Source organism: Streptomyces sp. SN-593, assembly GCF_016756395.1.
Classification (GTDB): Bacteria; Actinomycetota; Actinomycetes; order Streptomycetales; family Streptomycetaceae; genus Actinacidiphila; species Actinacidiphila reveromycinica.
Genome location: NZ_AP018365.1, coordinates 3163808 through 3177727, shown reverse-complemented (window position 1 = coordinate 3177727; position 13920 = coordinate 3163808). Strand labels below are relative to the sequence as shown.

Annotated in this window: 10 protein-coding genes; 8 read left to right on the top strand and 2 right to left on the bottom strand. The window is 74.0% G+C overall.

What is annotated here, in order from left to right; translation table 11 throughout:
• Nucleotides 1-225: 225 nt before the first annotated feature.
• On the top strand, nt 226-3822 hold the full coding sequence (gene mfd, locus RVR_RS13055; RefSeq protein WP_202234014.1) for a transcription-repair coupling factor: 3597 nt from the start codon (nt 226-228) through the stop codon (nt 3820-3822).
• A 121-nt stretch (nt 3823-3943) separates the two neighbouring features.
• Here mfd and RVR_RS13050 read toward each other — a convergent pair whose 3' ends face one another.
• A complete protein-coding gene (locus RVR_RS13050; RefSeq protein ID WP_202234013.1) occupies nt 3944-5641 on the bottom strand; it encodes a DUF2079 domain-containing protein in 1698 nt (565 codons plus the stop codon).
• A gap of 220 nt (nt 5642-5861) precedes the next feature.
• Here RVR_RS13050 and RVR_RS13045 point away from each other — a divergent pair, with 220 nt between their 5' ends.
• The 6 genes from RVR_RS13045 to RVR_RS13020 all read left to right on the top strand — a co-directional run bounded on the left by RVR_RS13045 (nt 5862) and on the right by RVR_RS13020 (nt 11752).
• Nucleotides 5862-6710 (top strand): hypothetical protein, encoded by an 849-nt coding sequence (locus RVR_RS13045; RefSeq protein ID WP_202234012.1) that lies wholly within the window; start codon nt 5862-5864, stop codon nt 6708-6710.
• Complete coding sequence (locus RVR_RS13040; RefSeq protein ID WP_202234011.1) at nt 6707-8242, top strand: serine/threonine-protein kinase; 1536 nt, start codon at nt 6707-6709, stop codon at nt 8240-8242. The genes RVR_RS13045 and RVR_RS13040 overlap by 4 nt, the downstream gene beginning before the upstream one ends.
• 55 nt (nt 8243-8297) lie before the next feature.
• A complete protein-coding gene (locus RVR_RS13035; protein ID WP_202234010.1) occupies nt 8298-9011 on the top strand; it encodes an HNH endonuclease family protein in 714 nt (237 codons plus the stop codon).
• A 171-nt stretch (nt 9012-9182) separates the two neighbouring features.
• The gene (locus RVR_RS13030) at nt 9183-9863 is read left to right on the top strand and encodes a SurA N-terminal domain-containing protein (protein WP_202234009.1); all 681 of its coding nucleotides are present in this window, start codon (nt 9183-9185) and stop codon (nt 9861-9863) included.
• A 135-nt stretch (nt 9864-9998) separates the two neighbouring features.
• Entirely contained in the window at nt 9999-11045 is a 1047-nt protein-coding gene (locus RVR_RS13025) for a nucleoside triphosphate pyrophosphohydrolase (RefSeq protein WP_272933076.1), read from the top strand.
• Between the two features lie 5 nt (nt 11046-11050).
• Entirely contained in the window at nt 11051-11752 is a 702-nt protein-coding gene (locus RVR_RS13020; RefSeq protein ID WP_202234008.1) for an endonuclease V, read from the top strand.
• A 9-nt stretch (nt 11753-11761) separates the two neighbouring features.
• Here the strand turns inward: RVR_RS13020 and RVR_RS13015 are convergent, their stop codons facing one another.
• Nucleotides 11762-12271 carry a Uma2 family endonuclease gene (locus RVR_RS13015; RefSeq protein WP_430393130.1) on the bottom strand — a complete coding sequence of 170 codons (510 nt, stop codon included), beginning with the start codon at nt 12269-12271 and terminating at the stop codon, nt 11762-11764.
• 299 nt (nt 12272-12570) lie between these two features.
• Here RVR_RS13015 and RVR_RS13010 point away from each other — a divergent pair, with 299 nt between their 5' ends.
• Nucleotides 12571-13842, top strand: a complete 1272-nt coding sequence (locus RVR_RS13010) for a cytochrome P450 family protein (RefSeq protein WP_237404712.1) — start codon at nt 12571-12573, stop codon at nt 13840-13842.
• Nucleotides 13843-13920: the final 78 nt, after the last annotated feature.

Sequence of the window (13920 nt, the reverse complement as noted above, 5' to 3'; positions counted from 1 at the left end):
TGATCTGTCGGTCTCAAGGTCCCTCCCCACCGTGTTCGGTTGCCCGCGCCCGGTGTGCCGGGCCCGGAGCTGGCAACGTAGCAGCCGCCTCCCTCAGCACAGCGGCCACAGCGGCGGTCCGGCGGTGACTGTCACCGGTACGTCGTACGCTGGAAGGACCCCCGGCCCGTGCGACGTGTCGGGCGCTTCGCGTTGCTCTGCCTCAACCTCCGGGACGGAACCCTGATGAGTCTGAACGGTCTGGTCGACGTCGTCGTCGAGGACGCCGCTCTCGCCGAGGCGGTCGAGTCCGCCGCCGCGGGCAACCGCCCACAGGTCGACCTGGTCGGCCCGCCCGCCGCCCGCCCGCTGGTGGTCGCCGCGCTGGCCGCCCGCGCGCGCCGCACGGTCCTGGCGGTCACCGCCACCGGCCGCGAGGCCGAGGACCTGACGGCGGCGCTGCGCTCGCTGCTGCCGCCGGACGCGGTGGTGGAGTACCCCTCGTGGGAGACGCTGCCGCACGAGCGGCTGTCGCCGCGCAGCGACACCGTGGGCCGGCGGCTGGCGGTGCTGCGCCGGCTGGCGCACCCGCACGCCGGCGACGTGGCGGCCGGCCCGGTCCAGGTGGTGGTCGCGCCGATCAGGTCGGTGCTCCAGCCGCAGGTCAAGGGGCTCGGCGACCTGGAGCCGGTCTCCCTGCGCAGGGGCGGCAGCGCGGACCTGGACACGGTGGTCGACGCCCTCGCGGCGGCCGCGTACGCCCGGGTGGAGCTGGTCGAGAAGCGCGGCGAGTTCGCGGTGCGCGGCGGCATCCTCGACGTCTTCCCGCCGACCGAGGAGCACCCGCTGCGGGTGGAGTTCTGGGGCGACGAGGTCGAGGAGATCCGTTACTTCAAGGTCGCCGACCAGCGCTCCCTGGAAGTGGCCGAGCACGGACTGTGGGCGCCGCCCTGCCGCGAGCTGCTGCTCACCGCCCAGGTCAGGGAGCGGGCGGCGGCGCTTGCCGCCGAGCACCCCGAGCTGGAGGAACTGCTCGGCAGGATCGCCGAGGGCATCGCGGTCGAGGGCATGGAGTCGCTGGCCCCGGTGCTGGTCGACGACATGGAACTGCTGCTGGACGTGCTGCCGGCCGGTTCGACGGCGGTGGTCTGCGACCCGGAGCGGGTCCGGACCCGCGCGGCGGACCTGGTGGCGACCTCCCGGGAGTTCCTGGAGGCGTCCTGGGCGGCCTCGGCGGGCGGGGGAGCGGCGCCGATCGACCTGGGCGCCGCCTCCCTGTGGTCCATCGCCGACGTCCGGGAGCACGCCCGCACGCTGGGCACCCCGTGGTGGTCGGTGAGCCCGTTCGCCGCCGACGAGCAGGGCGCCGCGCCCGCCGGGCCGTACGACGACCGCCCGACGCAGGGGCCCGAGCTGGAGTTCGGCGACACCCTGCGGCTGGGCATGCACGCGCCCGAGCTGTACCGCGGGGACACCGCCCGCGCGCTCGCCGACACCAAGGGCTGGCTGGCCGACGGCTGGCGCGCGGTCTACGTCACGGAGGGCCACGGACCGGCCGCGCGGCTGGTGGAGGTGCTGGGCGGCGAGGGCATCGCGGCCCGGCTGGACCCGGAGCTGGCCGGACCGGAGCAGCTCGCGCCCTCGGTGGTGCACGTGGCGACCGGGTCGCTGGAGCACGGCTTCGTGGACGCCGCGCTCAAGGTCGCGGTGCTCACCGAGACCGACCTGTCCGGGCAGCGGTCCACCGCCAAGGACATGGGGCGGATGCCCTCGCGCCGCCGCAAGACCATCGACCCGCTCACCCTCACCGGCGGCGACTACATCGTGCACGAGCAGCACGGCGTCGGCCGCTACGTGGAGATGGTGCAGCGCACCGTCCAGGGCGCCACCCGCGAGTACCTGGTCGTGGAGTACGCCCCAGCCAAGCGCGGCCAGCCGGGCGACCGGCTCTTCGTCCCCACCGACCAGCTCGAACAGGTCACCAAGTACGTGGGGGGCGAGGCCCCCTCGCTGCACCGGCTGGGCGGCGCGGACTGGACGAAGACCAAGGCGCGGGCGAAGAAGGCGGTCAAGGAGATCGCCGCCGACCTGATCCGGCTGTACTCCGCGCGCATGGCCGCCCCCGGCCACACGTTCGGCCCCGACACGCCCTGGCAGCGCGAGCTGGAGGACGCCTTCCCGTACGCGGAGACGCCCGACCAGCTCACCACCATCGCCGAGGTCAAGTCGGACATGGAGAAGTCCGTGCCGATGGACCGGCTGATCTGCGGCGACGTCGGGTACGGCAAGACCGAGATCGCGGTGCGCGCCGCGTTCAAGGCGGTGCAGGACGGCAAGCAGGTGGCGGTCCTGGTGCCGACCACCCTGCTGGTGCAGCAGCACATGGGCACCTTCGCCGAGCGGTACTCCCAGTTCCCGGTGAACGTCCGCGCCCTGTCCCGCTTCCAGAGCGACACCGAGGCGAAGGCGGTGCTGGAGGGGCTGCGGGACGGCAGCGTCGACCTGGTGATCGGCACCCACCGGCTGTTCTCGTCGGAGACGAAGTTCAAGGACCTCGGCCTGGTCATCGTGGACGAGGAGCAGCGGTTCGGCGTCGAGCACAAGGAGCAGCTCAAGAAGCTGCGGGCCAACGTCGACGTGCTCACCATGTCCGCGACGCCGATCCCGCGCACCCTGGAGATGGCGGTCACCGGCATCCGCGAGATGTCCACGATCACCACCCCGCCCGAGGAGCGGCACCCGGTGCTCACCTTCGTCGGTCCGTACGAGGACAAGCAGATCGGCGCCGCCATCCGCCGTGAACTGCTGCGCGAGGGCCAGGTCTTCTACATCCACAACCGGGTGGAGTCGATCGACCGGGCGGCGGCGCGGCTGCGCGCGATCGTCCCGGAGGCGCGCATCGCCACCGCGCACGGGCAGATGGGGGAGTCGCAGTTGGAACAGGTGGTGGTCGACTTCTGGGAGAAGCGGTTCGACGTCCTGGTGTCCACCACGATCGTGGAGTCCGGCATCGACATCGCCAACGCCAACACCCTCATCGTCGAGCGCGGCGACACCTTCGGCCTGTCCCAGCTCCACCAGTTGCGCGGCCGGGTGGGGCGCTCCCGGGAACGCGGCTACGCGTACTTCCTGTACCCGCCGGAGAAGCCGCTCACCGAGACCGCGCACGAGCGGCTGGCCACCATCGCCCAGCACACCGAGATGGGCGCGGGCATGTACGTGGCGATGAAGGACCTGGAGATCCGCGGCGCGGGCAACCTGCTCGGCGGCGAGCAGTCCGGCCACATCGCCGGCGTCGGCTTCGACCTGTACGTGCGGATGGTCGGCGAGGCGGTCGCGGACTACCGCAACGCGCTGGAGAACGGCGGCGAGGCGGAGGAGGAGCTGCTGGAGGTGAAGATCGAGCTGCCGGTCGACGCGCACGTCCCGCACGACTACGCGCCGGGCGAGCGGCTGCGGCTCCAGGCGTACCGGTCGATCGCCGCCGCCACCAGCGAGGAGGACATCGCGGCGGTGCGCGAGGAACTGGTCGACCGGTACGGCAAACTGCCCGAGCCGGTGGAGAACCTGCTGCTGGTCGCCGCGCTGCGGATACTCGCCCGCAAGGTGGGCGTCGGCGACATCACCCTCCAGGGCGGCAACGTCCGCTTCGGGCCGGTGGAGCTGCGCGAGTCCCAGGAGCTGCGGCTCGCCCGCGTCTACCCGCGCTCGGTGGTCCGGCACGCCACCAAGCAGGTGCTGGTGCCGCGCCCGGCGACCGCGCGGATCGGCGGGAAGCCGGTGGTGGGCCGCGAACTGCTCCAGTGGACCGCGGAGTTCCTGACCACGGTGCTCGACAACTGAGCCGCGCGGTGCGCCCGGTTGCCGGGACCGCTCCCGGCAACCGGGCGCCCGTGGCGTCCCGGGCGCCCGGCGGTCCGCTGTCCTGGCGGCCGGGCGTCCGCCGGGCCCCGGCCGCGGGCGGCTACTTCGTGCCGGCGGCCAGCCCCAGCACCACGTAGCCCTGGTTCTCCGCGACCAGGGTGTAGGTCGCGGCCGGGTGCAACTGCTTGGCGTACGTCAGCGGGTCGCCGGCCCAGCCGGAGGTGTTGTCCAGCGCGATGTACTGCGGGGTGACGCCCTCGGTGTCGCCCACCCAGTACACGGTGGTGCGGTGCACCAGGTGGCTGATCGGGCCGACGTTGGCCTCCACGGTGGCCCCGTCGGGGATCTGGTCGAGGGTGTGCTCGATCGCCTTGGTGCGGGCGTCGACCTTGTAGGTGGCCGAGTGGTCGAGCGCCGCCAGCGGGAGGGTCATCGTCAGCGCCAGGGCGGCGCCCGCGGCGGCCGCCGGCAGGCCGGAGGCGTAGGAGCGCAGCCAGGGGCGCGGGCTGCGCCGGCAGGACGCGGCGGCGTCCACCAGGGCGAGCATCACCACCGGCATCAGTACGGCGCTGTAGTGCCAGTCGGTGCCCCAGTAGTGGTCGTCGTGGGAGACGAACCGCCAGCCGATGGTGGGCAGCGCGGCCAGGATCAGCGGGGAGCGCAGCGCGAGCAGCCCGGAGGTGGGCAGCAGGATCCACAGCAGGGTGTGCAGCGCGGTGTCGAACGGGATGTGCCCGGGCATCGGGGCGCCGTTCCCGTTCAGCTTGTTCCAGTAGTCGTAGCCGCCGGTGGTGTTGAACGCCGGGATGATCACGGCGAAGGCGAGCGCGGACATGAGGACCCCGAAGCCGGCCAGGCCCAGCGCCCAGGGGCCGAAGCGCAGCGCGTCCGCGGTCCGCCCGCCGTACGGCCCGTGGCCTCCGTGGCCCCCGTGGCCGTCGGGGTCCTCGTCCGGGGCGTCCGCGCCGTCCCGGTCGGCGGCTCCGTCCGCGCCGGGGCCGAGGCCCTGCGCCGCCGCGGGCGTCCCCCCGGCGCGCTCCGCGGACCCCGCGGACTCCGCCGCCTCCGGCCCGGGCGCGACGGCCGCCGCACCGCCGCCTGCCGGGTCCGGCTCCTGCCGGGTGCGCCACCACACGATCAGGCCGATCGCCGCGGCGGTCACCCCCATGTCCTCCTTGACGAAGACCAGCGGCACCGCCCACCACATCGCCGCCGCCCACCGCCGCCGCAGCACCGCCTCCAGGGAGAACGCCAGCAGCGGCATCGCGAAGGCGATCTCGTGGAAGTCGAACTGGACGGCCTTCTGCACCCCCCACGACAGCGCGTACGCCACCCCGATCGCGAGTCCGCGCCCGCGTCCGAGCAGCAGCCCGGCCACCCGGGTCACCGGGACCACCGACACCGCGAACAGCAGCGCCTGCGCGACCAGCAGCGTCACCGGGGTCGGGAAGACCCGGTAGAAGGGCGCGACCAGGGCGGTGATCGGGCTGAAGTGGTCGCCGAGGATGTTGAAGCCGGGCCCCTTGAGGTCGGCGACCGGCGCGTGCAGGTGGGCGTAGGACTTGATCGCCTGCTCGAAGATGCCCAGGTCCCACGACATGGTCAGCAGTTGCCGGTAGCGGGTCACCGACAGCGCCGTGTAGGCCGCGAAGAAGACGACCGCCAGCAGGTAGGGGTCCGCACCGCCGCCGGACATGCGCAGCCGCAGCCCCTCGATGCCGCCGGCGGCCCGTGCCGCCCCGGTGCCCGGCGCGGAGTCGGCCTCCTGCGCCGGGATGACGGCCTCGGCCCTGTCCATGCTCGTCCTCCAGCGGAAGCGGGGTCGGGTCTGCCGGAAAAGATACGGGACGACGCTGTGCCGGCGCCGCCCCCGCGCGCCGCCGGCCCCGCCTGACGGGCTTCGCCGGCACCTCCGCACGCTCCCGGCCGCAGGGCGGAACCGGAGGGGTCGAAATAGTTGTCCACAGGTCGGGGGAGAGCAGGGGACGGCCGCCGGTCGCGGCCGATACGCTCACAGGGTGTTCGCCGAGGGGCGGGCGCGCGGACATCCGACCGGTGCCCGCGCGGCGGCGGACGTCGAGCAGCAGTCCGCCCGCCGTCCGCTGCCCGACGAACGCAGGAGCACCCACATGTACGGCCCAGGTCCGGTGACGCAGGGGCCCAAGCCCGCCGACCCCACGACTGCCGTCGTGCTGCGGGTGATCCTCACCGTGGTGCCCGTGGTCACCCTGGGCTTCCTCGCCTGGGTGTCGATGCTCTACCTGGCGGTGCTGCGCAAGCGCAGCACCGACTGGCTGGTGCTCGCCGTCGCGGTCGGCATGGCCGTGATCGCCGTGGTCTGCTTCGGCCTGTCCCACGACGACGACTGGCAGGCCAACACCGGCGCCACTCTGATCCTGATCTGCATGTTCGGCGGCGCCGTGTACTTCCTGGTCGCCGACGTCCTCAGGTACCGCGCCGCCCGCCGGGGCCGGCCCGCCGCGGTGGCCGGCTACCCGCCGCAGAACCCGTACGCCACCGGCTTCGGCGGCCCCGTCCCGATGGCCCGCCCGGCGCAGCAGGGCTACCCGGCCCCCCGGCAGTACCCCGGGCCCGCCCGCGCGGCCACCCCGCCACCGGTGAACCGCCCCTCCACCCCGCCGCCCGCGAACCGCCCCGCCGCCCCGGGCCCGGTCGGCGGACCGTCCACCCCGCCGCGCAACCCCACCCCGCCCCCGAACACCGCCCCGAACTCCGCACCGCACTCCACGCCGCAGCCGGCCCCCCGCATCGACCAGGTCAGGGCGGAGCTCGACGAGCTGAGCGACTTCCTGCGCAAGGAGCGCGGCGAGGGCCGGGACAGCGGTGAGGGCGGGGCGGCCAGATGACCGGTCGGCTCATCGCCGGGCGGTACGAACTGGCCTCGGTCATCGGCCAGGGCGGCATGGGGCAGGTGTGGACCGCCTACGACCGGCGGTTGGACCGCCGGGTGGCGGTGAAGCTGCTGCGCCCGGACAAGGTCGCCGGCGGGGAGAACGTGGAGGAGCTGCGGCAGCGCTTCGACCGCGAGTGCCGGGTCACCGCGCAGGTCGACCACCCGGGCCTGGTCACCGTCCACGACGCGGGCGCCGACGGCGACGAGCTGTACCTGGTGATGCAGTTCGTGGAGGGCGGCGACCTCGGCGCGCACCTGGCCGCGCACACGCCGTACCCCTGGCCGTGGGCGGTCGCCGTCGGTGCGCAGCTTTGCGCGGCGCTGTCGGCGGTGCACGCCGTCCCGATCGTCCACCGCGACCTCAAGCCGCGGAACGTGATGGTCAGGACCGACGGCACCGTCACCGTGCTCGACCTGGGCGTGGCGTCCGTGATGGACACCGACACCACCCGGCTCACGCACACCGGGACACCGATCGGCAGCCCCGCCTACATGGCGCCCGAGCAGGCGATGGGCGGCGCGATCGGCCCGCGCACCGACCTGTACGCCCTCGGCGTGGTGCTGCACGAACTCCTCGGCGGCGAGGTCCCGTTCAACGCCCCCACCGCCCTCGGCGTGCTGCACGGCCACCTGTACGAGCAGCCGACGCCGCTGCGCCGGATACGGCCCCAGGTGCCCGAGCCGCTGGAGGCCCTGGTGCTGCGGCTGCTCGCCAAGGACCCGCAGGACCGCCCCGAGGACGCCCAGGACGCCTTCCGGCAGCTCGTCGCCCTGGTGCCGCCGCCCGGCGCGGACCGCTCCGCGCCGCTCGGCCCGATGGACCCGACCCGGCCGTTCCTGCGCCCGCACGCCCCGTGGCCGGACAAGCCCGCACCCGCGCCGCTGCCCGAGCGCCCCGCGCACCCGCCGGCGGTGAACTCCGCCGGCCCCGACCTGGCCGCCGCGGTCGACGAGGTGCGCCGGCTGCTGGCGGCCGGCCGGATCACCCAGGCCGTCGACGTGCTCGGCGGGCTGCTGCCGGCCGCCGCGACGAAGCACGGCGAGCACTCCCCGGTGCTGCGCAGCCTGCGCAAGCAGTACGCCGCGACCTTGATGGAGGACGGCCAGTACCGTCGCGCGCTGCCCGAACTGCGCCGCCTGTCCGATGAGTTCGCCTCCCAGTACGGCGGCGCGGACCGGACGGCCCTGCAGTACCGCTACGAAGCCGCCCAGTGCCTGGAGCAGTTGGGCGACACCACCTCCGCGCTGTCCGAGTACCGCGTCCTGCTGCCGTACTTCGAGCGCTGGGCGGCCGCCGACCCCGGACCGCCGCTGGAGATCAGGCGCCGGATCGGCCACCTGCTGCTGTCCGTCGGGGACCGCCGCGCGGCACGCGACGTGCTGACCCGCCTGCTGTACGACGCCGAGCGCGTCCGCGGTCCCCACCATCCTTTTCCGGCCGAAGTGCGCCGTACTCTCGCCTGGTTGGGGCATGTCCAGGGGTAAGGGACATGGCTGGAGGGGCGGTTCGCGCCCCGGACGACTTCTTCGAAGGTGAGTGATGGGGATACGTAGGACGCGGGCGCTGGCCTGCACGGCGGTGGTGGCCGCGACGCTGGGCGTCGCCGGGTGCAAGGTCACCACCCAGGGCGCGGACCCCACCGGTACCGCGGCCACCAGCGGCACCACCGCCGCCAGCGCCGCTCCGGGCAGCGCGCTGGCCGCCGCGAACGCGCTTCCGGTCAAGGGGCGGGCCCCGAAGACCGGTTACTCGCGGGACCAGTTCGGCCCCGCGTGGGCCGACGTGGACCACAACCACTGCGACACCCGCGACGACATACTGACCCGCGACCTCACCAAGAGGACCTACCGGGCCGGCACCAAGGACTGCATCGTGACCGGCGGCACCCTCGCCGACCCGTACACCGGCACGCAGATCGTCTACAAGCGCGGCGCCAGCAAGGTGGACATCGACCACGCGGTGGCCCTGTCCGACGCCTGGCAGAAGGGCGCGCAGCAGTGGTCCAAGGACCGCCGCGAGGACTTCGCCAACGACCCGCTGAACCTGCTCGCCGTCGACTCGTCCACCAACCGCCGTAAGAGCGACGGCGACACCGCGACCTGGCTGCCGCCGAACACGTCCTACCGCTGCTCCTACGTGGCCCGCCAGGTCGCGGTGAAGAAGAAGTACGGGCTGTGGGTCAGCAGCGCGGAGAAGGACGCCATGCGCAAGGTGCTGAACACCTGCCCGAAGCAGGCGCTGCCGACCGGTTGATCCCGGGGCCGCAACCCTCCCGGCGCGGATCACGTTGTGCACGGTGCTGGATATCGGCCGCCGTTGGTCAATATCCTCGTGCCCGATCATCCATCACGCCAGGAACGCGAGACGCGGGGCGCGGGGACAACCTCCCCGCGGCTCACCGCCGTCACCCGCCGGGAGGCACACATGGTCCGCCGCCGCACCGCCGCCGTCTCCACCGCAGCAATCGCCCTGCTGCTCGCGTCGCCCGCGCTGACCGCGTGCGGGTCCGGCCCCGACCGCGCGGGCGCGGCCGCGGTGGTCGGCGACCAGCGGATCGCCGTGTCGACCGTGCAGGCGCGGGTCACCGACCTGCGCGACGCCGCGAGCGGCGACCCGCAGGCCGAGCAGGCGGTGGCCGGCGCGACCCAGTTGCCCACCCAGGTGCTCAACGTCATCGTGCAGAACCGGGTGGTCGACCGGGCGCTCGCCGACAAGCACCTGACGGTGACCGCGGGCGAGGTGCAGCGGGAGTACGACGCGGAGGTGCAGCAACTCGCCGGCGGCAGCCGCGAGCAGTACGAGGCCGGCATGCTCGCGCAGTACGGCACGCCGCCCGACCAGATCGACAGCTACCTGCGCGAGAAGATCGGCATCACGAAGATCATCGCCGCGCTCGGCTACCAGCCGGGCAGCGACGGCGGCGAGAAGGCGCTGGAGGACTACATGGTGAAGACCGCCAAGTCCCTCGACGTGCACATCAACCCGCGGTACGGCGTGTGGGACGGCACGAGCGCGTCCATCGGCAAGGTCAAGGACCCGTGGGTGGTCGACAAGACGCCGGTGGCCGGCACCGACGACACCGCGGCGGCCGTCGGCGTCGCCTGACCGGCCCGACCGCCTGCCTGCCGGCCCGACCGCCTGCCTGCCGGCCCGACCGCCTGCCTGCCGGTCTGCCCGGCTGGCCGGCCGGTCGGGCCGCCCGCCCGACGTCCACCCGGCGCCGCGAGGTACGTTCGTGGGGTGACCGAAGAACCCGACGCCGTGCCCGCCGGACGCCTGGTGCTGCTCACCATGAGCCACCGGGTCGCCCCCGGCCTGCTGTCCTGGCCCGCCTGGCAGGTGCTGCGCGCGGCCGACCGCGTGCTGTGCGCCGACCCGGAGCACCCGCAGCTCCCCTACCTGCGGCAGGCCGGTATCGCCGTCGAGGCGGCGACGCCGACCGGGCAGCAGCTCGTGGACGCCGCCGCGGGCGGCCGCACCGTGGTGTACCTGCCGCCGGACGCCGGGGCGGACCGCGCCGTCACCGACGAACTGGCCCGGTTGGGCGGCTCCGGTCGCGTCGCGATGCCCGAACTGGAGCTGCTGCCCGGGTCGTACGACCTGCCCGGCGCCCGGCTGCTCGACCTGGTGCGGGTGATGGACCGGATCAGGGCCGAGTGCCCGTGGAGCGCGGTCCGCACCCACGAGGACCTCGCCCCGTACGGCATCGAGGAGATGTACGAACTCGTCGAGGCGATCGAGGAGGGCGACCGCACCGCCGTCCGTGAGGAGTTGGGCGACGTGCTGCTCCAGGTGGCCTTCCACGCCGCCGTCGCCGAGGACGACCCGGAGGACCCGTACGACATCGACGACGTCGCCGCGGGCCTGATCGCCAAGCTCGTCCACCGCCACCCGCACGTCTTCGGCGACGAGCACGCGAGCACCCCGGAGGAGGTCCGGGAGATCTGGGCGCGGCGCAAGAGCGCGGAGAAGGTCCGGGAGTCCGTCACCGAGGGCGTCCCGGTCGCCGCGCCCGCGCTCGCGCTCGCGGCGAAGCTCGCCTCCCGGGCGGGTGACGCCGGGCTGCCCGTGCCCGCCGCCCCGGCCGGGCCCGTGCCCGACGGCGAGGACGCGCTCGGCGACCACCTGCTCGCGCTCGCCGCCGCCGCGCAGGCCGCCGGCCTCGACCCGGAACGCGCCCTGCGGCACGCCGCGCGCCGCTACCGCGCGGCGACGAAGGCGGCGGAGGCGGCGGCGCGCAGCGATGCCGACCACGACGGCAACGGCCGTACCGTAGAAGGCGGTTGACACCGGTGCGGGTCGAGGTGCCCTACGCCTGGCCGACCGGTGAGGCGGAGGCCCGCGCCCTCCAGGAGCGGCTGCGGCCGCTCGCCGACCACCGCGGCCCCGGTCCGGCCGCGCCCCGCCTCGTCGCGGGCCTCGACGTCGCCTACGCCGGCGACGGGCGCGGCACCGGCGACCTGGTCGCGGCGGCCGTCGTGGTCATCGACACCGCGACGCACGACGTGGTCGAGCGGGCCACGGCCACCGCGGCCACGGCGTTCCCGTACGTCCCGGGCCTGTTCGCCTTCCGTGAGCTGCCCGCGCTGGTCGCCGCGCTGCGCCGACTGGAGGCGGTCCCCGACCTGTTGCTGTGCGACGGGCACGGCCGCTCGCACCCGCGCCGCTTCGGGCTCGCCTGCCACCTCGGGGTGCTCACCGGCCTGCCGACGGCGGGCGTCGCCAAGACCCCGTTCACCGGCCGCCACGACCCGGCCGCCCTCGGGCCGGACCGCGGCGCCCACGCCGACCTGGTGGACGGCGGCGAGGTCGTCGGCCGCGCGCTGCGCACCCGGGCGGGCGTCAAGCCGGTGTACGTCTCCACCGGCCACCTCGTCGACCTGCCGACGGCCTGCGCCCGGGTCCTGGAGCTGGCGCCGCGCCACCGGCTCCCCGAGACCACCCGCCAGGCCGACCACCTCAGCCGTGAGGCGCTGCGCGCGGCAACGGGATAGCGCCGCGCGTCAGGCGTCCTGCCCCGCCCCGTCGCCGGGGCGACCGCGCCGAAGCCTGGTCAGGTCGGCGTCCACGACGAAGGGCACCGCGACCTTGAGCCGGTCGTGGTGGATGCCGGTGATCGCGTACGCACCGGTGGCGGGGTCGAGCTCGTAGACGTACACGACGGGCGTGCCGTCGTTCTCCTCCACCCGCCAGAAGTGACGGATACCGGCCTTCGCGTACTTCCTCGGCTTCAGTTCGCGGTCACGGCCGACCGACTCCGGTGAGACGACCTCGACCGCCAGCACGATCTGCGACGGGTCGAACGAGGTCTGCCGCAACTGGCCCAGCGCGGAGTACGGCACGACCATCAGGTCGGGCTCCGGCCGGTCCCGCCCGTCCAGCGTGACGGTCATCTCCCGGATCACGTCGTACTCCTCCGGCGCCTGGTCCAGCAGCGCGGTCTCCAGCAGCCGGAGCACGGCCATGTGGAAATAGGTCTGCGGACTCACGAAGAACAGCCCTCCGTCGATCATCTCGGTGTGTGACGGGAGGCCCGGAATACTGTCCAGGTCATCCGCGGTCCACCCACCGGACGGAGGCATGGGCCAGGTGAAGCCCGTGTCCTGATCGCCTTCGGCTGGGGTACTCATCAGCGCTCCCATGCGACGGATTGTGGCGCGTACCGGAAGCGTACCCAGACGAAAAGAAGATCGATCACTCGAACGGGTGAAGTCGGGTTGGGTGTACCGCGTTGACCTGCGAAGACGTGGGTGCCGAGGGCTCGGCCGCCCGGTGTGCCCCGGGCGCGGGGCCGGCGGGTAGCGTCGGGAGGGTGACCGATACGACGCGGCCGTCGCCGGAGCTCTTCTCCTGGGAGTTCGCCACCGACCCCTATCCCGCGTACGCCTGGCTGCGCGAGCACGCGCCGGTGCGCTGGACCACGCTGCCGAGCGGGGTCGACGCGTGGCTGGTGACCCGTTACGCCGACGCGCGGCAGGCGCTGGCCGACCCGCGGCTGAGCAAGAACCCGGTGCACCACGCGGGGGAGTCCGGGGCGAAGGGGAAGACCGGCATCCCGGGGGAGCGGACCGCGGAGCTGACGACGCACCTGCTCAACATCGACCCGCCCGACCACACCCGGCTGCGCCGCCTGGTGTCCAAGGCGTTCACCCCGCGTACGGTCGCGCTGTTCGAGCCGCGGGTACGCGAGTTGACGGACGGCTTCATCGACGCCTTCGCCGGCCGGGGGGAGGCGGACCTCATCCACGAGTTCGCCTTCCCGCTGCCCATCTACGCCATCTGCGACCTGCTCGGTGTGCCGCGGGAGGACCAGGACGACTTCCGGGACTGGGCCGGGATGATGGTGCGTCACGCGGCGCCCGGTCAGGGCGGCGGCCCCCGCGGCGGGGTGGCCCGGGCGGTGAAGCGGATGCGGGCGTACCTCGTGGAGCTGATCCACCGCAAGCGCGGCGACCTCGGCGACGACCTGATCTCGGCGCTGATCCGCGCCGGCGACCACGGCGAGCACCTGACGGAGAACGAGGCCGCCGCGATGGCCTTCATCCTGCTGTTCGCCGGCTTCGAGACGACCGTCAACCTGATCGGCAACGGTGTGCACACCCTGCTCGCCCACCCCGCGCAGCGCGCCGCCCTCCAGGAGGCACTGGCCGCGGGCGACGACACGCTGCTCGGCTCCGCCGTCGAGGAACTGCTGCGCTACGACGGCCCGGTCGAGATGGCCACCTGGCGGTACGCCACCGAGCCGCTGGAGATCGGCGGCCGGGCCGTCGCGGCGGGCGACCCGGTGCTGGTGGTGCTCGCCGCGGCCGACCGCGACCCGGCCAGGTTCACCGCGCCGGACACCCCCGACCTCGGCCGCCGGGACAACCCCCACCTCGGCTACGGCCACGGCATCCATTACTGCCTGGGCGCGCCGCTGGCGCGGCTGGAGGCTCGCACCGCGCTCGCCGCTCTGCTCACCCGGCTGCCTGACCTGCGGCTGGCGGTGGAGCCCGCCGAACTGCGCTGGCGCGGCGGCCTGATCATGCGTGGACTGCGCACCCTGCCGGTGGAGTTCACCGCCGTGGCACCACCCGCAAGCTGACGTGCCGTCAGCACCGTGATCCCGACGTGATGATCGCTACATCGACTTGTGACGCACTGGCCAAGGCCGCTACGTTCT